17 protein-coding genes are annotated in these 20,981 nt (G+C 71.4%); 10 read left to right on the forward strand and 7 right to left on the reverse strand.

The features are described 5' to 3' along the window. The first annotated feature begins 177 nt into the window (after window positions 1–177). The 7 genes from LXT23_RS48655 (at window position 178) to LXT23_RS48685 (ending at window position 7,100) form a co-directional block, all read left to right on the forward strand. A complete protein-coding gene (locus tag LXT23_RS48655; protein WP_253987402.1) occupies window positions 178–1,707 on the forward strand; it encodes a PEGA domain-containing protein in 1,530 nt (509 codons plus the stop codon). After that, the gene (locus tag LXT23_RS48660) at window positions 1,697–2,689 is read left to right on the forward strand and encodes a hypothetical protein (protein ID WP_253987403.1); all 993 of its coding nucleotides are present in this window, start codon (window positions 1,697–1,699) and stop codon (window positions 2,687–2,689) included. The genes LXT23_RS48655 and LXT23_RS48660 overlap by 11 nt, the downstream gene beginning before the upstream one ends. 38 nt (window positions 2,690–2,727) lie before the next feature. Next, on the forward strand, window positions 2,728–4,578 hold the full coding sequence (locus LXT23_RS48665) for a serine/threonine-protein kinase (protein WP_253987404.1): 1,851 nt from the start codon (window positions 2,728–2,730) through the stop codon (window positions 4,576–4,578). Between the two features lie 26 nt (window positions 4,579–4,604). Beyond that, window positions 4,605–5,195, forward strand: a complete 591-nt coding sequence (locus LXT23_RS48670) for a DUF4291 domain-containing protein (RefSeq protein ID WP_253987405.1) — start codon at window positions 4,605–4,607, stop codon at window positions 5,193–5,195. An 83-nt stretch (window positions 5,196–5,278) separates the two neighbouring features. After that, on the forward strand, window positions 5,279–5,566 hold the full coding sequence (locus LXT23_RS48675; RefSeq protein WP_253987406.1) for a hypothetical protein: 288 nt from the start codon (window positions 5,279–5,281) through the stop codon (window positions 5,564–5,566). A gap of 140 nt (window positions 5,567–5,706) precedes the next feature. Continuing rightward, entirely contained in the window at window positions 5,707–6,852 is a 1,146-nt protein-coding gene (locus LXT23_RS48680) for a hypothetical protein (protein ID WP_253987407.1), read from the forward strand. Continuing rightward, window positions 6,849–7,100 carry a hypothetical protein gene (locus LXT23_RS48685; protein ID WP_253987408.1) on the forward strand — a complete coding sequence of 84 codons (252 nt, stop codon included), beginning with the start codon at window positions 6,849–6,851 and terminating at the stop codon, window positions 7,098–7,100. Before LXT23_RS48680 ends, LXT23_RS48685 begins: the two co-directional genes overlap by 4 nt. A gap of 15 nt (window positions 7,101–7,115) precedes the next feature. Here LXT23_RS48685 and LXT23_RS48690 read toward each other — a convergent pair whose 3' ends face one another. From LXT23_RS48690 to LXT23_RS48700, 3 genes are all read right to left on the reverse strand, one after another. Further along, window positions 7,116–7,565: a hypothetical protein gene (locus LXT23_RS48690; RefSeq protein ID WP_253987409.1), complete on the reverse strand. Its 450-nt coding sequence runs from the start codon at window positions 7,563–7,565 to the stop codon at window positions 7,116–7,118. 11 nt (window positions 7,566–7,576) lie between these two features. Next, a complete protein-coding gene (locus tag LXT23_RS48695; RefSeq protein WP_253987410.1) occupies window positions 7,577–8,446 on the reverse strand; it encodes a DUF4185 domain-containing protein in 870 nt (289 codons plus the stop codon). A 129-nt stretch (window positions 8,447–8,575) separates the two neighbouring features. Next, entirely contained in the window at window positions 8,576–9,325 is a 750-nt protein-coding gene (locus LXT23_RS48700; RefSeq protein WP_253987411.1) for an SDR family oxidoreductase, read from the reverse strand. 145 nt (window positions 9,326–9,470) lie between these two features. On the opposite strand from LXT23_RS48700, the gene LXT23_RS48705 reads away from it, so the two are divergent. Continuing rightward, a complete protein-coding gene (locus LXT23_RS48705; protein WP_253987412.1) occupies window positions 9,471–10,073 on the forward strand; it encodes a TetR/AcrR family transcriptional regulator in 603 nt (200 codons plus the stop codon). Between the two features lie 52 nt (window positions 10,074–10,125). On the opposite strand, the gene rfbB is transcribed toward LXT23_RS48705, so the two are convergent. After that, window positions 10,126–11,151: a dTDP-glucose 4,6-dehydratase gene (gene rfbB / locus LXT23_RS48710; RefSeq protein ID WP_253987413.1), complete on the reverse strand. Its 1,026-nt coding sequence runs from the start codon at window positions 11,149–11,151 to the stop codon at window positions 10,126–10,128. A gap of 126 nt (window positions 11,152–11,277) precedes the next feature. Here rfbB and LXT23_RS48715 point away from each other — a divergent pair, with 126 nt between their 5' ends. Next, entirely contained in the window at window positions 11,278–12,915 is a 1,638-nt protein-coding gene (locus LXT23_RS48715; RefSeq protein ID WP_253987414.1) for a glycosyltransferase, read from the forward strand. Continuing rightward, the gene (locus LXT23_RS48720) at window positions 12,905–13,450 is read left to right on the forward strand and encodes a hypothetical protein (RefSeq protein ID WP_253987415.1); all 546 of its coding nucleotides are present in this window, start codon (window positions 12,905–12,907) and stop codon (window positions 13,448–13,450) included. Before LXT23_RS48715 ends, LXT23_RS48720 begins: the two co-directional genes overlap by 11 nt. A 143-nt stretch (window positions 13,451–13,593) precedes the next feature. On the opposite strand, the gene LXT23_RS48725 is transcribed toward LXT23_RS48720, so the two are convergent. The 3 genes from LXT23_RS48725 to LXT23_RS48735 form a co-directional block, all read right to left on the reverse strand. Continuing rightward, entirely contained in the window at window positions 13,594–16,098 is a 2,505-nt protein-coding gene (locus LXT23_RS48725) for an HYR domain-containing protein (protein ID WP_323379175.1), read from the reverse strand. 141 nt (window positions 16,099–16,239) lie between these two features. Then, window positions 16,240–17,094, reverse strand: coding sequence for an ELWxxDGT repeat protein (locus LXT23_RS48730; RefSeq protein WP_253987416.1), 855 nt, complete (start codon window positions 17,092–17,094; stop codon window positions 16,240–16,242). Between the two features lie 106 nt (window positions 17,095–17,200). Next, entirely contained in the window at window positions 17,201–20,911 is a 3,711-nt protein-coding gene (locus LXT23_RS48735) for a rhamnosyltransferase WsaF family glycosyltransferase (protein ID WP_323379176.1), read from the reverse strand. Between the last annotated feature and the right edge of the window lie 70 nt (window positions 20,912–20,981).

Here is a 20,981-nt window from a genome sequence, read left to right on the forward strand (position 1 = left end):
GGGCCACCGCTCGGGTGCCCGTGGGGCAGCCAGGCACATGCCCGGGAAAACGCCACAGTCCTGGAAAACCCAGCAAGCTCCCCCCTGCCCCCCCTAGGCAGCAGAGCGTTCATTGACGTACACCGTGTGAGGGGCGGCCCACGCGGCCCGATGAGCGCCCCCTCCCCAGAGGACGTCATGTTTGTCGCATGTCTGCTGAGTGTCGGCCTGGCACTGACCGCCGGCGCCACCCCCGCGGCGCCCGCTGGCACCCGGGCGGAGGCCTCCCCCCACACGCTCTGGCTGATCCAGCCGCTGTACCCGGGGCAGGACGCGCTGGTGAAGCGCACCGAGGAGGGCATCGCCGCGCTGGTGCCCCAGGAGGTGAAGCCGCAGCAGGTCATCGGGCGCGAGGCGCTGGGGAGCTTCCTCCAGGGCCGCAACGGCGACCTGGGCTGTGTCTCCGGCGAGGCGAAGTGCCGTGAGCCGCTGGAGGCGTACCTCGGCTCGCTGGGCCTGGAGCGCGTGGTGCTGGTGCAGGTGGGGCAGGATGACGCGGGCTACCGCTTCCGCGCCGTCAGCGTGCGCCCGGAGACCGGTGCCCGCGCGCAGGCGGAGACGGCCAACCCCGCCTTCGAGAAGGGCCTGGCCGGCGCGCTGGTGAAGTTCCTGTCCATCAACGCGGTGGTGGACGCGCTGACCACGCCGCCGGGCGCCACCGTCTTCCTGGACGGCGTGAAGGTAGGCACCACCCCGCTGTCCACCGAGGTGCTGCCGGGGGAGCACACGTTCCGCTTCGAGCTGGCCTCGCACCTGCCGAAGGAGGAGACGCGGGTGCTGGGCTCGCTGCAGAAGGTGAAGCTGGAGGCCGCCCTGGAGAAGGTGCCCGCGCGGCTGGTGGTGAAGGCCCTGCCGGAGGGCACGGAAATCCTGGTGGACGGCAAGGCGGTGGGCAAGGACGCGGTGGACCAGGGCATCCAGCCCGGCACGCGCACCCTGTCGCTGCTGCTGGAGGGCTACGAGCCCCACGAGGTGAAGGCGGAGATTGCGCCCGGCGCGACGTACACGCTGGAGCACACGCTGAAGCCCACCTCCATGCAGGCCTTCAAGCTGGCCATGCGCCGGCGCAAGGAGGCCACCATGGCGCGGCAGAGCTACCTGGAGGCGTCCTACGAGATGCTCAGCCTCACCGGTGACGCGCTCGAGACGCAGCCGGTGAAGTCGACGACGGCCCTCAGCCCGCTGCGCACGTCGAACATCCAGGCGCCGGGCTCCCGGAAGATGATGGGCCTGGGCATCGAGTACGGCCGCTACGGGCAGTTCTTCGGCGTCATGCTGGTGGGCGCCACCTACTACAGCACCGGCGACACGTGGACGCTGGGCGTGCGGCCCCCGGACGGAGTGGAGGCCCCGGCGACGCTGGACACCAAGGCGCAGATGCTGTCGGTGCGCGCGCTGCAGCCGCAGCTGCGCTACGTGCTGGGCCCCGTCTCCTTCGCGGTGCAGGCGGGCCTGGAGCTGAAGGGGCTGATGCTGAAGGAGCGGGAGAACGCCCTCTTCGAGGACGGGCTCTACGCGGTGGACCTGCATGCGACGGGGCAGGCCACCGCGCGCATCTTCGTCTACGAGGGGCTGTACGCGTCGGTGGCGTACCAGCACGGCTTCACGCTGCTCAAGAAGATCGCCGGGACGAGCAACATCCGTGGAGGGCTGGGCTATGCGTTCTGACCTGCGCCGGTGGGTGGTGACGTGCGCGCTGCTGATGTCGGGCCTGGCCATGGCCGAGCCGCTGGTGGGCCCGTCGGTGGGCAATGCCGAGGCGCTGGTGGCCGAGGGCACGCGCCTGTACAACAAGCGCCGCTACGGCGACGCGTCGGGCCTGTTCCTCAAGGCCACGCGCGCCAACCCCACGCTGCTGCCGGCCTACCTGGGCCTGGCGCGCTCGCGCATGGGCGCCAAGGAGGTCCACGGGGCCTGCACCGCGTACAAGGCCTACGTGCGCAGCGCGCCGGACATCCAGGACCGCACGAAGGCACAGCGCGAGCTGGACCTGTGTGAGCGCCAGCTCAAGGCCGCGCGCAAGAAGAAGAAGAACAAGGTGCCCGCGGACCTGACGGCGCGCCACGTGGAGCTGAAGGCCGGCTTCTTCGCCGCGCTGGAGCAGGGCTCGCTGGTGGGCCCCGACTCCGCGGGGGAGATGCTGCGCACGCTGGTGACGGAGGGCTACCTGGGCACGGACCTGGCGGAGATGGGCAACCGGCTCAGCGCCGCCAGCCGCGCCGCCACGGAGGACCTGCACCGCCGCGCCCTGGCCGGCGAGGCGCTGCCCGCCGAGCGCCTGCGCGACGCGCGCCCGCTGTTCGACCTGGCGCGCGACACGGGCGCCCCGTCCGAGGCCGCCTCCGCCCAGCTGCCCTTCCTGGAAGGCCTGGCCGCGCTGCAGGGCGGAGACGCCGGCCGGGCACAGGGGCTGTTCGCCCAGGCCGCCACGGCGGCGCCGGGACGCACCGAGTACCGGCTGTGGCGCGCGGCGGCCCTCCAGCGCGCGGGCGACCTGAACGGCGCGCTGGCGGCGATGGAGGCGGACCTGCCGGACGACTCGCGCACGGACGTGCTGCGGGCCGAGGTGGCTCGCAAGAAGTCCCCGGAGGCGGGGGCGCGTGAGCTGGAGCGCATCCTCTTCCAGCGCTACCCCACGGCGTCGCGCTGACGCCGCCGCTCCTCTTCCAGGCACGGGAAGCAAAGTCGATGGCCACCTTCATCTGTCAGCGGTGCGAAGCGCAGTACGAGACCTGGGGCGGGGCCTGTCCCGCATGCGGGGGCACCGACCTGCTGACGCTGGCGGCACCGGTGGACCGGATGGTGGGCCGCACCATCGCCAACCGCTACCGCATCCTCCGCCGGCTGGGCCAGGGCGGCATGGGCTCCGTGTACCTGGCGGAGCAGGTGGGCATCGGCCAGCAGGTCGCGATGAAGTTCCTCAACCACGGCCTGTCCCTGGACCCGGACGTGGCGCGGCGCTTCCTCAACGAGGCGAAGAGCTACGCGCGGGTGGCGCACCCCAACGCGGTGACGCTGCACGACTTCGGGCAGGACGACGAGGGCACGCTCTACATCTCCATGGAGTACGTGGAGGGTGACGACCTCAAGCGCGTGCTGGCCGCCACGGGCCGGCTGCCGGTGCACGAGGCGGCGGACATCATCCTCCAGGTGGCGGACGTGCTCGCGTACGCGCACGCGCGCCAGGTCATCCACCGCGACCTCAAGCCGGAGAACGTCATGGTCCGGCAGGGCATGCGTGGCTGGCACGTGAAGGTGCTGGACTTCGGCATCGCCCGCATCACCGACGGGGCCACCCGGCTCACCCTGCAGGGCGCGGTGGCGGGCACGCCGCGGTACATGTCTCCCGAGCAGGCCATGGGCCTGGACGTGGACGCGCGCGCGGACATCTACGCGGTGGGCGTGGTGCTGTTCGAGCTGCTCACCGGGCACCAGCCCTTCGACGGCGCGAGCGTCGGGGAGATCATGCAGAAGCAGGTGCACCACCCCATGCCGCACCTGAAGGACGTGGTGGCGGACCTGGACCTGCCCGGCATCGACGCGGTCATCCAGAAGGCCACCGCGAAGAAGCGCGTGGAGCGCTACGCCACCATGGAGGCGTTCGCCACGGACCTGAACAACGCGCTGCCCACGCTCACGGGCAAGCGCGCCATCAGCGGCGTCAACCCGACGGTGAAGGGCGCCATCGCCGAGGAGAGCACCCCGAACACCCTGCTCTTCGGCGACGGCTCCGAGGCGACGCTGGTGCGCGGCGAGGCCGTCCCACGGCAGGACACCGCGGGCCAGCATGGCACGGGCCGGATGACGCCCATCCCCCTGACGCAGCCCGCGCCGCCGCAGGGCACGGGGGGCGTGGGAGCCATGCAGGGCGCCGCGCTTCGCGTGGGCCCGGACGGCTTCGACAAGACGGCGCACGCGGTGTCGCCCTACGCGCCGCCCAAGCGCTCCACGGGCATGGTCATGGCCCTGGGCATCGCGGGCGCGCTGCTGCTGGGTGGCGCGGGCGTGGTGGCCATCCGGAGCACGGGCGGAGGGAACGGACAGGCCGTGATGCCTCCGGCGCCGAGCGCGCCGGCCGTCGTGGCGCCCGCGGCCCCTGCCCAGCCCGAGGTCCAGGCGAAGGCGCCTGAGGCCCCGACGCCGGTGGAGGCCCCTACCCCCGCCCCGGAGGTCCAGGCGGTGGCGCCCGCCGCCGCGCAGGACGTGGCGACGAAGCAGCTCCAGGTCCTGGCGAAGGGCCAGGTCATCGACATCGGCAACGACTTCAACGACGGCAAGCTGGACAGCGCCCTGCAACGGCTGGAGCAGGCCCGCTCCCTCGGGCTGGAGTCCGTGGAGCCCGAGCTGGCGTCCCTGGGACAGAAGCTGGAAGACGCCTCGAAGCGACTGGGCAAGGCCCACCGCCTCCGGGAGGACGGGGACTGCGAGGCGGCGCTCCGGGTGTATCGGGCACTGCTCAAGGACTACCCGAAGCTCAGCGATGCCCGGCATGGCATCACGCGCTGCGAGCGGGAGAGCCTGCCCGAGACGATTGACTAGGGCCCCACGCCCCGGAGGGCACGTCCATGCCCGGCTCCCGGGAGGTTCGCGCCGATTACGACCGCGCCTCCATCGTCATGTACCAGGCCTATCCGGACGCCATCGCGGACGTGGCCGTGAAGCAGCAGAAGTTCGGCCCGCCCTTCTCGGTGGGCCGGATGACGTGGATCAAGCCGAGCTTCCTGTGGCTGATGCACCGCTCCAACTGGGGCCGCAAGAGCGGGCAGGAGCGGACGCTCGCGGTGCGCATCCGGCGCGAGGGCTGGCATGAGGCGCTGAGCCTCGCGGTCCTCACCTCCTTCGAGCCCGGAGCCCACGGCTCGCCCGAGCAGTGGCGACGAGAGTTCGACGCCGCGCAGGTCCACGTGCAGTGGGACCCGGAGCGCTCCCTGCGCGGCGCCGGGCTCCCGCATGACAGCATCCAGGTGGGCCTGGGCCGCGCGGTCATCTCCCGCTACGTGGAGTCGTGGACCGTCTCCATCGAGGACCTCACGCCACGCGTCCAGAAGATCCGCCGCCTGCTGGACGAGGGGAAGGCGGACGCGGCGGCACGGCTGTGTCCTCCCGAGCGCGTCTATCCCGTGCCGCCGGAGCTGATTCGCCGGTTGGGAATGTAACTGGATTTCATGTGACGGCTATCAGCCTGGGATGTCACGCTCCAGGAGCCTGACTCGATCCACGGGTCAGCAAGGAGCCGAGCATGTTCTTGAAGCGTGCCGTCGTTGCCTGTGTCGCCGCCCTCGTGCTGGGCGGCTGCGGTGGTGAAGAGGCCGTGGAGCAGGTCCCTCCGCCTCCTGACGGATTCGACACCTCCGCGCAGGTCTGGCCTCCGAGCTGCAACAGCGTGAGCCCTTCGTGGGTGTGGCGCTTCTACGACCCGAATGGCCTCGAGGTGGGCCGGCACGAGTGCACGTGCGGCGTCCTGATGCGTTACGGGAAGCAGACGAACCGGACCGAGTACACCGTGCTGGCTGAGTGCGCGCGCTGAGGCCCGGCGTGACGTGAGCCCGAGGTGACAGGTCCCCGCCCGGTGACGTCGAGCCGCGGCGGGCGACCGCTCATCGGCGGTCCGCGACCGGTCGCTGCCTTCCCATCCTTGTCGGGCACGCGACGTCCGATATTCGCGGCATGCGACGCACCCTCCTGCTGCTGCTCATCGCCACGGCGGTCTGGCTCCCGGCGCTCCAGCTCTGCTTCCGGCCGGAAGACTCCCGCGAGCTGGTGCCCGCCCTCGCCGCCCGGCAGCGCGCGCTCGCCCTGAGGGACGACAGCCCCGAGCGGGAGCTGCTCCGGCAGAACAACCCCGAGTGGGACCTGATGGTCCGCACCTTCTCGGTGCTCGCCTTCGCGAACCTCGCGCTGGAGGAGCCGGACCGCAAGGCGGAGCACCTGGCCGTCATCGACGCCGTGCTCGACCGCACGCTCCGCGACGAGCGCGGCAGGAGCGACACGTTCCTCCTGCCCTACGTCCACCACGCGCCGTTCCGAGACGCCCGGGGGCGCAGCCTCTTCGTCGACGGAGAAATCGCGCTCATGCTCGCCGCGCGCCAGCTGGTGGAGCCACGCGCGGACCTCGCGCCCCTGCTGCGTGAGCGCATCGACACCGTCGCCGGCCAGCTCGAGCGCGCGCCCATGCTCGCCGCCGAGAGCTACCCCGACGAGGGGTGGACGTTCTGCAACACCCTGGCGCTGGCGGCGCTCCGCCTCTCCGACACCGTCGACGGGAGGAACCACTCCAGCCTGAGCCGCCGCTGGGTGGCCTCGGCGCGCCAGCACCTGGTCGACGCGAAGACCGGGCTGCTCGTCTCCAGCTTCACCTTCGATGGCGCCACGCTCGACGGCCCGGAGGGCTCGTCCCTGTGGCTCTCGGCCCATCTGCTCCAGCTGGTCGACACGGACTTCGCGAAGGACCAGTACCAGCGGGCGCGCCGCGCGCTCATTGGCCAGGCGCTCGGCTTCGCCTGGGCGGCGGAGTGGCCGGAAGGCGCTCGCAACGCACAGGACGTGGACTCCGGCCCCACCATTCCCCTGGTGAATGCGAATGCGGGCTCCAGCGGACTGGCGCTCGTGGGCGCGGCGGCCTTCGACGACGCTCCGCTGCTGTCCGGGCTCGTCACCAGCCTCCGCTTCGCCGCGTTCCCCATCAGGGACGACACAGGCCTCCGCTTCGCCGCGGGCAATACGCTCGCGGATGCCGTGCTGCTGTACTCACTCGTCGAAGGACCCCTCTGGCGCAAGGCGCTGGAAGTCCGCCCGCTGGAGGCGCTCCAATGAAACCCGGTCCCCTGATTCGAGCCGCGCTGCTGATGGCCGCGCTCTTCCTGCTGCTGCACCTGCTCGGAGGCCGCCAGTACGTGGGCATCCTCTCGGGTACCCGGGACGGCGGCCTCTTCGGGCTGGGCTTCGGCGTCGCCTACGCGCTGAGCTGGTTCAGCGCGGTGCTGCTGGCCCCCATCTTCCTGCTCGCGGGGCTGGCGGACCTCTCGCTCCGCCGCAGCCAGCGAAGGAGCGGAGCCCGCTGACGCGCTCCACGTCGCTCAGTTCCGGGTGAGGCGCAGGTCATCCACCTGGATCCACGTGTCACCGTTGTTCGCCCACATCCCCACGAACAGCTCCACGCTGTGGTTGGCGCCGGAGTTGAAGGTGACGCTGAGCTGCGTGTAGCTGCCCAGTGGCTGGGTGAAGTGTGTCTCGCCCAGGATGGGGCCGCCCTTCAGCAGCCGCGCGCCGAAGTAGCCATCGTCGTGGTTTCCGGACGTCTTGACCCACCCCGTCAGCGTGTAGCTCGTGTTGGGCGTCACGCCGACCTCCTGCTTGATGGCGTTCCACCCGCTGCTGTTCCGGACCCAGGCGTTGTTCGCGCCCGTCCGCGCGAAGCCGAGCCCACGGTCGATGCCCGCGGTGCCGTCGACATACCAGGGCGAGGTCGCCGTCGCGGAGGACTGCTGCTCGAAGCCCGGCTGAGCGACCAGGTTGGCGCCGCGCACGAGGCTGACGTCTACGTCATCAGGAAGCGGCCGAACGTGGCGTTGTAGGAGACGGACAGCTCTCCGGCGATGCCGATGGCCACGGGGCGGGCTGCGGCCTGGGACGTGGACCAGCCATTGCCGTCCCAGTAGCGGTACGCGTTGATATCGAGGAGCGCGTTCTCCGGCACACGAGCCAGGTGCACGTTGCCGAAGCGGCCATTCGGCGTGCCGTACAGGTAGACGAAGCCGCCGTTGCGGACCATGGCCCCCATCTGGAAGGGGTGCGACCAGGAGGCGTTGTTCTGCCACCGCGCGCTCGGGTGCTTCACCCAGTTCTGGCCGTTGTCGTCCGAGTACGCGATGCCCGCGTAGTTCGTGAACCACATGCCCGGGTCGCCCCAGTGGTGGACGGACATGTAGTGGATGTAGTGCCGCGAGCCCACGGTGATGCCCGCCGTGGGGATGACGGTGATTTCGTCGTTGTTGATCTTCCTCGACGGCAGGACCTCCTTCGCGTGGCGCGCGGAGTCCTGGATCATCGTGGAGAAGGTGAGCCCGTTCGACAGGGTGGTGTCGGAGGAGCGTGCGAGCACGTTGCTGCGCCATCCACCGCCGCAGCCGCCGTTGCCGCACCACCCCACGCCAAAGGTGTCGCCGAACAAGACGAAGACCTCGCCGCCGCCCTTGTCCCAGACGATGCCGAGGTCCGTCCCGTACACCTCATAGTTCGTGTGCGTCTGGTTCGGGTTCGGCAGCAGCTCTCCGGCGGGCGTCGCGCCCGTCACGCGGGAGACCTTCGTCACGCCCGTCGGAGTCACCGCGCCCGCGCTGCCCGCGAAGGCGAGCACCAGCACGGCCTGAACCAGCAACGACCGCTCCCACCGCTTGATGTGGCCCATCTCTCCGTCCGCCTCTCTGGCCGCCAGGACGCGGCCGGAACACGGAGGGATGAGCCCTCATGTTTACTGGTTTATCCAGAAAGAACGGGCTGCAACCGGCACCGCTCAACACCCGGGCGGAGGCGACAATCAGATCTGCGCCATGCCGCCATCGACGAACAGCTCGATGCCGGTCACGAAGCTGCTGTCGTCCGAGGCGAGGAAGGTGGCGGCCTTCGCCACCTCATCCGGGTCCGCCATGCGCCCCATCGGGATGGAGGCGGTGAGGATGGACTTGAACTGCTGAAGCTCCTGCGCGTTGCTCGCGAGGCCGTTGATGCCGGGAGTCTCCGTGCCTCCGGGGCTCAGGGCGTTGACGCGGATGCGGCGCTCCCTGAGGTCGAGCGTCCACGTCCGCGCGAACGAGCGGACAGCGGCCTTCGTCGCGCTGTAGACGCTGAACGCTGGCGCTCCCTTCGAAGCCGCGGTGGAGGCATTGAGGATGACGGACGCGCCGTCGACCAGGAGCGGCAGCGCCTTCTGCACCGTGAAGAGCAGGCCCTTCACGTTCGAGCCGAACGTCTTGTCGAAGTGCTCCTCGGTGATGGCGCCCAGCGGCGCGAACTCACCCCCTCCGGCATTCGCGAAGAGGATGTCGATGCGGCCCTTCTGCTGCTTGACCACCGCGTACAGCCGGTCCAGGTCCGCGAGGTTGGCGACGTCTCCCTGGACACCGGTGACGTTGTCCCCAATCGCCTTCACGGCTGCATCCAGCTCCGCCTGGCGCCTGCCGGTGATGAAGACCTGCGCACCCTCCGCGACGAACCGCTTCGCCGTCGCCAGGCCGATACCGCTGGTGCCACCGGTGATGACCGCGACCTTTCCACTCAGCTTCTTCATGACCTTCTCCCCGGGTGCTGGCTCGGGCCGCCCGCCTGACTGGCGAGCGGCAGGTCGCTCTGGGATAATGATGATGGGCGACATTGTTTTTAAATGACGACCGTCATTATTGAAGTCAAGAGAACCTGCGGGGAGGCGGAGCGCGATGCGACTTTCGAAGGAGCAGGCAGCACGGAACCGGCAGACCATCCTCGACACGGCGGCCCGGCTGTTTCGCGAGCGCGGCATCGATGGAGTGGGCGTGGCGGACCTCATGAAGGAGGCGGGCTTCACGCACGGGGGCTTCTACAACCACTTCGCTTCCAAGGAAGCGCTGGCCGCCGAGGCGTGTGGCTCGGCGTTCGACAGGGCGCTGGCGACGCTGGTGTCGGAGATAGAGCAGGACCCGAGCCGTGACGGCTTGGCGGTGGCGCGATACCTGGACCACTACCTCTCGCCCGCGCACCGGGACGACCCGAGCGGCGGCTGCCCGACGGCCGCGCTCGCAGTAGATGTCGGAAGACAGGGTGAGTCGGTCCAGGCGTCCTATTCGGCCGGAATCGAGGCGCTGCTGGGCATCCTCGTCAACCACCTGCCGAGGCTGAAGTCCGGCAAGAAGGCGGCCGAGCCCGCCGTCGCCCGCGAGCAGGCCCTCAGGACGTTGAGCGAGATGGTCGGTGCCGTGGTGCTGGCCCGGGCAGTGGCCGATGCCAATCCCGCCCTCTCCGACGAAATCCTCGAGGCCAGCCGGCGACAGTTCGGCCGCTGAGGGCCTTCGGAGGCCCTTCCAATACACGACGCGCCCGGCCCGACATGGGCGCTCAGGCCTTGCCCTGCAGCCGGGTCTTGTACTGGGTGTCGAAGTACTGGCGATACGCGCCGCTCGTGACCCGCTCCCACCAGGCGCGGTGCTCGACGTACCACTTCACCGTGTCCGCGAGGCCCTGCTCGAAGGTGTGCGCGGGCGTCCAGCCCAGCTCCGTGCGCATCTTCGTCGGGTCGATGGCGTAGCGCCGGTCATGCCCGGGGCGGTCCTTCACGTACTGGATGAGGGACTCCGGCTTGCCCACCAGCCCGAGGATGGCCTTGACGATCTCGATGTTCTTCCGCTCCGCGCCACCGCCGATGTTGTAGACCTCGCCGGCCTTGCCCTTCTCCAGCGCGCGCAGCAGCGCCTGGCAGTGGTCCTCCACATGGAGCCAGTCGCGCACGTTGGCCCCGTCGCCGTAGACGGGCAGCGGCTTGTCGTGCAGCGCATTGACCACCATCAGGGGAATCAGCTTCTCGGGGAACTGGTAGCGCCCGTAGTTGTTCGAGCAACGCGTCACCACCACGTCCATCTTGAACGTGTGGTGGTACGCCAGGGCGATGAGGTCAGAGCTCGTCTTGCTGGCCGAGTACGGACTGGAGGGCTGCAGCGGCGAGGTCTCCGTGAAGGCGCCCGTGGGCCCCAGCGAGCCGTACACCTCGTCGGTGGAGACCATCAGGAAGCGCTTGATGCCGCGCGCACGGGACGCCTCCAGCAGCTGCTGGGTGCCCAGCACGTTGGTGGTGATGAAGACCTCGGGGCCGAGGATGGAGCGGTCCACGTGGCTCTCGGCGGCCAGGTGCATCACCGCGTCAATGGAGTGCACCGTCATCAAGTGCTCCATCAGCTCGCGGTTGCCGATGTCGCCCCGGACGAAGACGTGCTTCGGGTCACCCTCCAGCTCGGAGAGGTTCTCGAGGTTGCCCGCGTACGTGAGCTTGTCGAGGTTGACCACCGTCCAGTCCGGCCGCTCGCGCCGCAGGTACTTCACGAGGTTGGAGCCGATGAAGCCACAGCCACCTGTCACCAGTACGTTCATGTCCCGTGGGCCTCGAGTGCTCGGAAAGGAGGGTGTCCGCTGCGTATCGGAGGGGTCTCCCACCGTCAAGGCGCCGAGGGGCTCGGGCTTGTGTGCTCGCCCCTCGCGGCGGTAAGGGAGCCGGGCGTGAATGCACAGCGACGCAGCCCTCCGGGCGACGGGCCCCGGGAAATCCACCAGCTCCTCCCGCGGCTCGCCTGGGGCGACGCGGTGGGCAACCAGGTGCGCTACCTCCAGGGCCTGCTGCGCCGCTGGGGCTACGCCTCCGACATCTACGCCGAGGCGTGGGACGACGCCTGCAAGGACCAGGTGCGGCCGGTGCGCGAGTACACGCGCTCGGCCAGCCGGGACGCGGTGCTCGTGGTGCACCACAGCTTCGAGTCGCGCCTGGTGCCACTCATTGCACGGGCCCCCGGGCGGAAGGTGCTCGTCTACCACAACGTGACGCCCGCCCGGCTGTTCGAGGGCTTCGAGCGCAAGGTGGCCGCCGCGTGTGACGCCGCGAGGGACGAGCTGCTGGCCCTGCGGCCTCACGTGGAATGCGCGTTCGCCTACTCGCGCTTCAGCGCGGAGGAGCTGGTAGCGGCGGGGTATCCCAACGTCTCCGTGCTGCCGTTCGCCATCGACTGGAGTGCGTTCGACACGGCGCCGGACCCGGTGCTCCAGGCGGAGCTGAGCGACGGCTGCGCCAACGTGCTCTTCGTGGGCCGCGCGGTGCCGAGCAAGAAGGTGGATGACGTGCTGCGCGTCTTCACCGCGTACCAGCGGCTGTACCAGCCGCGCAGCCGGCTCGTGGTCGCCGGGTACCTGCACCGCGACGGCGCGTATGGCGCGTACCTGCATGGACTTAAGGACGTGCTCGGCGCGGAGCGCGTCCGCTTCGTCGGCCGGGTCAGCGCGGCGCAGCTCTCCGCGTGCTTCGCCACCGCATCCGCGTACCTGTCCATGAGCCGGCACGAGGGCTTCGGCGTGCCGCTGCTGGAGGCCATGTACCGGGGCGTGCCCGTGGTGGCCTACGGCGCCGCGGCCGTGCCGGAGACGATGGGCGGCGCGGGGCTCGCCACGCTGTCGGATGACCCGCGCGACGTGGCGGAGCTACTCGCCGTGCTGGAGCGGAGCTCCTCGCTGCGAGGCCAGGTCGTCGCCGCCCAGCGCGAGCGGCTGGACTCCCTCTCGCAGGAGGCCGTGGCCGAGCAGGTGCGCGTGGCATTCCAGGGCGTGCTCTCCGGGCAGATTTCGTCTCCGGCGCCTTCGACTCCGGCCGCCTCGGTAGAGCTGGTCTGCCCCGGCTTCACCGTGCGGCCGGAGGCCCCCATGTCACGGCTGGCCCGGCAGCTCGCTGAGCGGCTGCCCGGTGCGCGCATCCTCGCGCTGAGGCCTCGTGGCGCGGAGCCATCGCTGGAGCTCGGCCCCGAGGCCATGGATGGAGTGCCCGTGTGGCACTTCACGCCGGACCAGCCGCCTGGGCGTGGGAGCGAGCCACTGCCGGGGGCTTCTTCGCTGGAGACCGCGGTACGTGTGTCCTCCGCGCCGGTGGTGCTGCTCGGAGCGGAGACGGTGAGCGCCCAGGCGGTGCTGCAGCACGTGAAGCCACGCGCCTGGGGAGTTCACGAGGCCTCGCTCCCCGCGTCCCTCCTGGAGCCGGCGCGCCAGCACCTGGACAGACGGCTGGTGAAGCTGGAGCCCTCGCGTCCCGAGCAGGCCGTGCGTGCGCTATTGAGCGCCCTGCCCTCCTCTCTTGCCGGAGTCTCTCGTGCGACCTGAAGACCTGCTCACCCGCGCGCCCTCGGCGGATGCCGTGGCGCGTGAGACGCGGAAGCTGCCCCGCCCGTCGGAGGAAGCGAACGAGACGCTGCGCCGCGCACTGGAGGCCGCCGCCCGCCCGCCGACGCCCGCACCCTGGCCGGCGCTGCTCCAGGAAGCGCGCGGGAAGATGGACAGCCGCTACGCCGAGCCGGCGACGTCCCACCGCGGCGGCGTCGCGGGTCCGGCGCTGGTGCTGGCCAAGCGCGCCTTCCGGCTCGTGTTCCAGCCCTTCATCAACGAGGCGCTGAGGAAGCAGGTCGAGTTCAACGAGTCCATCCTCGACGCGCTCGCCACCATCCACGACGTGCAGCGCGAGCACGCGCGCACCCAGGCCGCGTGGCGGCAGGAGCTGGAGCACCGGCTGGCCCGCCTCGAGTCGGCGGCGGGGACAGGCCCCTCGGGGCCCGCCGACGCGGCCACCCCCTCCGAGCCCCTGCCTCGTGAGCAACCTGCTCGGGGCCAGCGCCGGAAGAAGGCCCCTCCGGGCATCTGACTGTCGGAACGACGCGTCGCGAACCCGCTCCAGCGACGCGGGCTCGAGGGCTCCCCACCCGCTCGCACTACGCCCTCATCCCCGCCCCCCTGAGCGAGCCCCATTCGGGCATGAGACGACAGCCGGTCTGGGGCAGGTCGTACTCAGGCTTCGCGAAGCGCCCCTGACGCCGACGACCTGCCGGCATCCGCCCACCCGCTGACGCGAGGGTGAGCACCTCCCACCGGCCTACCGGCGCGGGCCGCTGAACCGCGCGGCCCTGCCCGCTGCGTGGACAGCAGCCCCAGCAGCGCGAGCCCGAGCAGCCACGTCGCGGCGCCGCCAGACTGCGTGCAGCCGCAGCCGCTCGACTCCTCGGGCGGCGGCGGCGGGCTCGTCCCGGCGTCCGTGCTGCCACCGTCCGGCGTCCCCGCGTCCGAGCCTCCCTCCGCGCCCACCGTCACCCGCACCTCGAAGGTGCAGGTCCGGCGGTTGCCGCTCGCGTCCGTGGCCGTCACCTCCACCTCGGTGGTGCCCGGGGTGAAGACGCTCCCGCGCTCGGGCGCATACGTCACCGTCGGCGTGGACACCGCATCCGTGGCCTGCACCTCTGGCCACGTCACCGCGACGCCCGCCTCCGACTCGGCCACCGCGGACTGCGCGGGCAGGCACTCCAGGGCCGGTGCCACCGTGTCCCGCACCGTGACGGTGAACCTACACGTCGCCACGTTGCCCGCTCCGTCCGTCGCGGTGGCGCGCACCTCGGTGGCCCCCAGCGCGAAGCCGCTGCCCGACGCATGGCTGTACGTCACCGTGGGGCTCCCGTCCCCATCCGTGGCCGTGGCCGGCGGATACGTCACGGCAGCGCCCGCACCGCTCGTCGCCTCCGCCACCTGCGCCTCCGGGCACGTCACCGTCGGAGGCTCGGCGTCCTCCTCCGTCCAGCTCATGGCCCACAGCTCCATGCCCGACGTGGGGTGCCAGGCCGGGAAGAAGATGCGCTGCCCGGAGCTCACCAGCCAGGCCGGCGACGACGAGGCCACTCCCGGGGCGATATCCGCCACACGCACCGTGCCCTCCGCCGTGCCGTTCGTCCTCCACAGCTCCAGGCCCGAGGCCCCATCCGACGCGGCGAACACGAACGGCCCCTTCGCTCCCAGCCGGAGGAAGCCCGTGAGCCCCATCGCCGTGGCGCCATCGGCCCGGACGTCCTTCACCTTCACCGTGCCCGCCTCGGTGCCGTCCGTGCGCCAGGGCTGGTAGCCCGTCGCGCCGTCATCCGCCCAGAACAGCAGCCCGCTCCCGAAGGGCGTGAGGCGGAGCGGCGGAGGCGTCGTCGCGGACGCGCCGAACGTCCGGATCTTCACCATCGTCGTGCCTTCGCACTTCCAGAGCTCGGGCGGACCGTCCTCCGACTCGACGGTGAAGAAGAGCGTCCCACCCACCACGGCCGTGTTCGACAGGCTCGGCACCTTCCAGCTCGGAGAGGCCACCGGCCCCACGGCGCGCGTGCCCGCCTCCGTTCCATCACTCGTCCACAGCTCCTTCCTTGCCGGGCTCGTCCCCGGCAGGGAGAGCCAGAAGTAGAGCCGGCCGTTCACGGCCACCATGTGGTGGAGGGTGACGGGCTGCGTGGCGTCATACAGCTCCTTCACCCGCACCGTGCCCGCCTCGGTGCCATCGCTCATCCACAGCTCGTCGCGGTTCCAGCCGGCGGTGCGGGCGAAGAAGACCCGCGAGCCCACCGCGGTCAGCAGCCGGGGATGCACCTCGGGGAACTGCGGGGGAAAGGCCTTGACGAGCCGGGTTCCCCCGGGCGTCCCATCGGTCATCGACAGGCTGTCGCCGTCGAAGTTCCACTGCGTGAAGAAGACCCGTCCACCCGCCGCCACGGGCGTCCGATACGGCTCTTCGACGAAGTCCACGGACGCCAGCCTCTGGAGCGCCTGTCCCGTCGCGTCCACGCTCCACAGGGCCCGCGCCCCGGCGTCAAAGGCCGCGAAGAGCAGCCGCTCGCCCAGCCGGGTGTACGACGTGGGGGTGTAGAGGACCGTGGTGTCCCCGCCCACGGCGGTCGTCCCGCCGGAGGTGCCGTCACTCCGCCACAGGCGCTCGAACTCCCCGTCCGTCCCGGTAAAGAAGAGCGCCCCGCCCAGGTCCACGCCCGCGCCACGCCACTGCGGGACGCCGCTCCGGAGGTACTTCGCGAGCGTGGCGAGCCGGCCCGTCCCGGAGGCCGTGCCCGTGCTCCGCCAGAGCTCGTCGTCGGTCGACCAGAAGAGCAGCGCCCCCTGTGACCAGGTGCCCAGCAGCTCGCGGAAGCCGTGCCGGGTGGACGTGTTGTTCGACAGCCGCACCGTGCCCTGGGGCGTGCCATCCGTCTTCCACAGCTCGACTCCGTGGGTGCCGTCATCGGCCAGGAAGTAGAGCGCACCGGGAGCGGAGATGAACGCCACCTGCTCCAGCGAGTCGAACGGCGAGGCCGTCCCCGGGGCCACATCCGCGACGCGGGTGGTGCCCTGTGCCGTGCCATCCGTCTTCCACAGCTCGTTGCCGGCCTGGGCGTCATGTGCCGCGAAGTAGAGCGCGTTGCCATGGAGCGTGAAGCCATGGGGCCAGGAGCCCTCGGTGCCCGGGTAGAGGTCGGCCAGGCGCGCGGTGCCCGCCACCGTGCCGTCGCTCCTCCACAGCTCCTGCCCGGCCTCGGCGTCCGAAGCCCCGAAGTAGACGTTACCGTCCAGGCAGGCAGGCCGCGTCAGCGCCCGGAGTTCACGCAGCTGGAAGGTCCCTGCCGAGGTGCCGTCCGTCCTTCACAGCGCGTGGACGTTCTCACCGAGCTGCGCCGTGTACAGGGCCTTCCCGCCACACTCGATGAGTCCTCCCACGAAGTTGAAGTCGAAGCCCGGCACGGGGTCGCTCAGCAACACGGTGCCCTCCGTGGTGCCGTCGGTCTTCCAGAGGGACAGGCCCTGGGTGGCTCCCGCCGAGGTGAAGACGAGCGTGTCCCCGACCCACGCGGCGGAATGGCCACCGACGACTCCTGTCTCGACCTGCTCCGAGTGCAGCAGCACCGTGCCGTCCGGAGTGCCGTCGCTGCGCCACAGGGCGAAGCCCGCGCTGGTGCGCGCCGGGTCGGTCGTTCCGAGGAACAGCGCGCCATTGCGCTGCGTCAGGAAGGTCCCGTCGGCATGGAGTGGCTTCACCAGCCGCGTCCCCTGGGTCGTGCCGTCGGTGCTCCACAGGCCGTCCTGATAGACACCGTTCCCCGTGGCGCCCGCGAGGAAGTACACGCGCCCGTTCATGACTACCGCGTTGGACGGGTCCGAGCCTGTCGGCCCCGGAAACAGGTCGAGCACCAGCGAGGTGCCCGCCGCGGTGCCGTCCGTCCGCCACAGCTCCCGGCCGTGGACCTTGTCGGTGGCCGCGAAGAGGACCGTGTTGCCCAGCTCGATGAAGAACCCCGCGGGGTGCAGGAAGTTGTCGGGCTGCGAGCCGGGGTTCAGGTCCTTCACCTGGGACGGCGTGCCCAGGAGCGGAGCGGAGGTCTCCCCGCGGGAGTCCTCTATCCGAGCGGCCTCCGGTGTCTTCTGCTCGCTACAGCCGGTGCCCAGGCACGCCACGAGCGTGGCGCTCCAGAGCGATCGCAGTCCATGTCCTACGTTCATGTGTATTCCGTTGCGCAAGGGGCTGACACGCCAAGGACCGTCCCCGACTTCATGTGCATTCCGTTGCACAAGGGGCTGGCACTCCAAGAGCCGTCCCCGACTGGTCTCAGGCCGCGCCGGAGGTTGATGCGGCGCGGCCCAGCAGGCCTTGCATCATCCGATCCACCTGCGCGTCCCAGGGAGTGCGCCGCGCATGCGTGGCGGAAGCCGCGCCCAGGCGTGTGCGCAGGGCTGCGTCGCCCACCGCGCGACGAAGCTGCGCAACCAGGGCCCCTGGCGTCGGCGCCGCCACCAGGCAGTTCTCCCCGTCCCGGAAGAGCCAGCGGGTCGCCGCGTCCTCGTGCGCCACCACCGCCACCCCGCTGGCCATCAGCTCCAGCGGATGGAAGACGGAGCTGCCAGGGAACGTGAGGCACAGCGCCACGTCGCACTCGCGGTACAGCGCGGCGGCGCGCTCCGCGGGCAGCACGCCCAGGTTCGTCACCAGGCCGCGCACGCCGTACGACTCGGGGTTCCACTCGGCGCCGGCGGTGAGGACTTCCACCGCGGGCCCCAGCTCGCGCTTCAGCCGCGTGAGCGTCGCCAGGCCCAGCTCGAAGCCGCTGCGCTCGTCGTCCGGCCGCCCGTGGAAGAAGACGCGCACCGGCCCCTTCCGCTCCGGCCGCCGCGCATGGAAGAGCGCCTCGTCCACCACGGGCTCGAAGGCGAACCCGTCCATGCCGTGCCGCGCCTTCACCGCGTCCCGCAAGCCCGGGGTGAGGAAGAGGCCGTGGAGGCCCAGCGCATACGCCTGCTCCGCCAGGGTCCGCCGGGTGCCCGCCGCGAGGGACAGCGGCGCGTCGTCCGTGACGAACCACGCGCGCACCGTGGCCCCCGGGTGGCGCGCCACCGCGTACGCGGACGTCCAGTCCGTGGCGATGGCCAGGTCACACGCGGGCAGCTCCGCCACCGCCTGGGGCCCGGACAGCACGCGAAACCTACCCGTCGCTTCCGGGAACACCGTGGCCGCGCGTGACTCGAAGTCGCGGGCGCTGGCGCCGGCTCCGTCGAGGACGACGAAGTCGCTGCGCACGCCGTGGCGCCGGTGCAGCAGGTCCGCGAGGTGGAAGACGATGCGCAGCGCCTCGGAGACGTGGGTGAAGGCGGGCACCAGCCACGTGGCCGTCTCCACCTTCCCTCGCGAGCGCAGGGCCGCCAGCGCGGCCGGGGCCGACTCGCGCGCCGCCCTCGCCTGCTCCGGCGTGAAGTCCAGCGCGTCCAGGTGCTCCACGAGGTGGCGCTGCGCCCGGGCGCGCGCCTCCATCACCGGGTCCTGCGCGCTGGGCACGTCGCGGGACAGCGTGCGCACGGCCAGCGTCTCCCCGTCCTCGGCGTGGTGGCGCAGGGCGCAGTCGGTGCCCAGGAGGGTGAGGTTGGGGTTGTAGAAGGGGTCGCCCTTCGCCCCCAGCCAGGGGCGGTAGGCCACGTAGGACCACCAGTAGTCGGCCTCGGGGACGGCGTCGGCGCGGCGGCTGGCGGACTCGTGGTGGATGAGGCGCGCGTGCGGCGTGTACACCACGCGCAGGCCGCGCTGGCGCAGCCGCAGGCCGATGTCGATGTCGCTGCCGCACACCTGGAAGCGCTCGTCGAAGCCCTTCAGCGCCTCGAAGACGTCGCGGCGGAAGATGACGCACGCGCTGGTGACGGACAGCCAGTTGCGCGTCCACTCCGCGTGACCGAAGGGCGTGGAGATGGGCCCTTCCGGCAGGCGCCAGAACGGGTGGCCCGCCATGCCGGTGATACCCACCACGACGCCCGCGTGCTGCACGGTGCCCTCGGGGAAGAGCAGCTTGCAGCCCACGGCGCCCACCTCGGGCCGCTGGGCCTGCGACACCAGCTCCTCCAGCCAGCCCGGGTCCACCACCTCCATGTCGTTGTTGAGGAAGAGCAGCAGCTCGCCCGTGGCCTGCTTCGCCGCCCAGTTGTTGATGGCCGGGTAGTTGAAGGGGAAGTCCCACGTCAGCTTCACCAGCCGCGGGTCCGTCAGCCGCTCCAGCAGGGCGAAGGTCTCCGGCTTCGTGCTGTTGTTGGAGACCAGCAGCACCTCGAAGTTCCGGTACGTCGTCCGCTCCAGCAGGCCGGGCAGCAGCAGCTCCAGCAGGTCGGGCCGGTCCTTGAACGGGACGATGATGGAGACCTTCGGCGTCCCCTTCACCGGGTAGCGCACGCGGTACTCACCGGGCGCGGGGCTCGTCACCTCGGCGGACTCGCCGGTGCGCGCCAGGTGCTCGCGCAGGGCGCGCACGCCATCGGTCGCAAGCGGGGTGCTACGCCCGTGGTACAGCAGCTTCGGCACATGGCCGATGCCGCGCGTGGCCTCGCTCAGCCGCAGCACCAGCTCGTAGTCCCGCGCGCGCAGGCCCCCCGTGGCCTCCAGCACGCGGCGCCGCGCCACCAGGAAGCCGCCGACGTAGTCGACCGAGCGCAGCAGGTCCGGAGACCAGTCCGGCTTGAAGAAGGGCGCGGTGCGGCGGCCCTGTGCGTCCAGCCGGTCCTCGTCGCTGTAGAGGACATCCAGCGACGGCTCCGCCGCGAGCACCACCTCCGCCACCGCATGCGAGGCCAGCGTGTCTCCGGCGGCCAGGAAGCCCACCCACTCACCGCGCGCGGCGGCGGGACTCTCCAGACGGATGCGCGGGTCGCGCGCGGCGGCTGCGCGCAGCAGGGCGGCCACGGGCGGGGCGGTGCTGGCGTCCAGCTCCAGCAGCCACTCCCACGCGGGATACACCTGGGCCTCCACGGAGGCGAGGCTCGCCCGCAGCAACGCCTCGGGCGAGTCGCGAACCGCCGTGACGAGTGACACGAGCGGCCTCGACTCCAGCCGCGCCACCGCCTCACGAGCGGCGGAGAGGTCCCCGGGCTCGCGCCGCGCGCACCACGCCTCGAAGTCCCCCAGCTCCGGCGGCCGGGGCGGCGGCGTGCGCGTGCCCAGGATGCCGGCCAGCGCCAGCACCGCCTGCTCGTTGAAGCGCGTCTGCCGGCGCAGCAGCTCCGTCCAGAAGGGCGAGCCCGCCCGCAGGGCCCGGGGCAGCGCGTCCGCCCGCAGCGGGTCATTGCGCCCGACAAGGCCCGCCACCGACTTCGCGGCCTCGGCCTCTGAGGGAGGACGAGGCGCGGCGGCGGCCACGAGTGCCTCCACCATGGCCGCGTTCCACTCCGCCTGGCCGCGCAGCAGCGCCTCCAGCACCGGCCCCACGGCGGAGAGATAGGAGCGCTTCGCCGCATCCACCACCGCGCCCAGCGCCCCCTGCCCCCGCGAGCGGAGCGCCTTCCAGCGCGTGGGGTCTACCTTCGACTCGAGCTGCGAGCGCACCTGGCCGGAGAGGTCCTCGCGCAGGCCCAGGCTCCGGTGCACGGAGAGCTGCTCCAGCACCCGCACCACCGCCGCGTTGAACTCCGCCTGCGGGCGCAGCGACTCCTCGTGGAAGGGCTGAAGTCCCTCGATGAAGGCGCGCTTGGTGGCCGTCACCACCCGCCCCTTGAGGGCGCTGCGGTGCGACTCCGGCACCTCGAAGTCATACGGCACCGCCAGCCGCGCGGCCTCTTTCAGGGGCGTGAGCGCGAGCGAGCCCTCGGGCCGGGCCCGGTGGAGCTGCTCCGTCAGCAACTGGAGCGTTGCCTCCAGCGCGGACACCTCTTCGCACCGCTCGGGCAGGTAGGGGCGCCGCTCGTCCAGCAGCACGCGCACCACGGCCACCATCCGCGCCAGGTCTCCCGCGCCCGGCGCCGCATCCGGCACCACCCCGTCCCCGGCGAGCTTCCCCAGCCCTGTCTTCACAGCGCTACCGCCTCTCTGTTTCGCGTGCGGGACGGGCCGTCCGAGCGGCCCGCAACGTCCGAGCCGCCGG

The sequence above is a fragment of the Pyxidicoccus xibeiensis genome (assembly GCF_024198175.1).
GTDB classification, from domain to species: domain Bacteria; phylum Myxococcota; class Myxococcia; order Myxococcales; family Myxococcaceae; genus Myxococcus; species Myxococcus xibeiensis.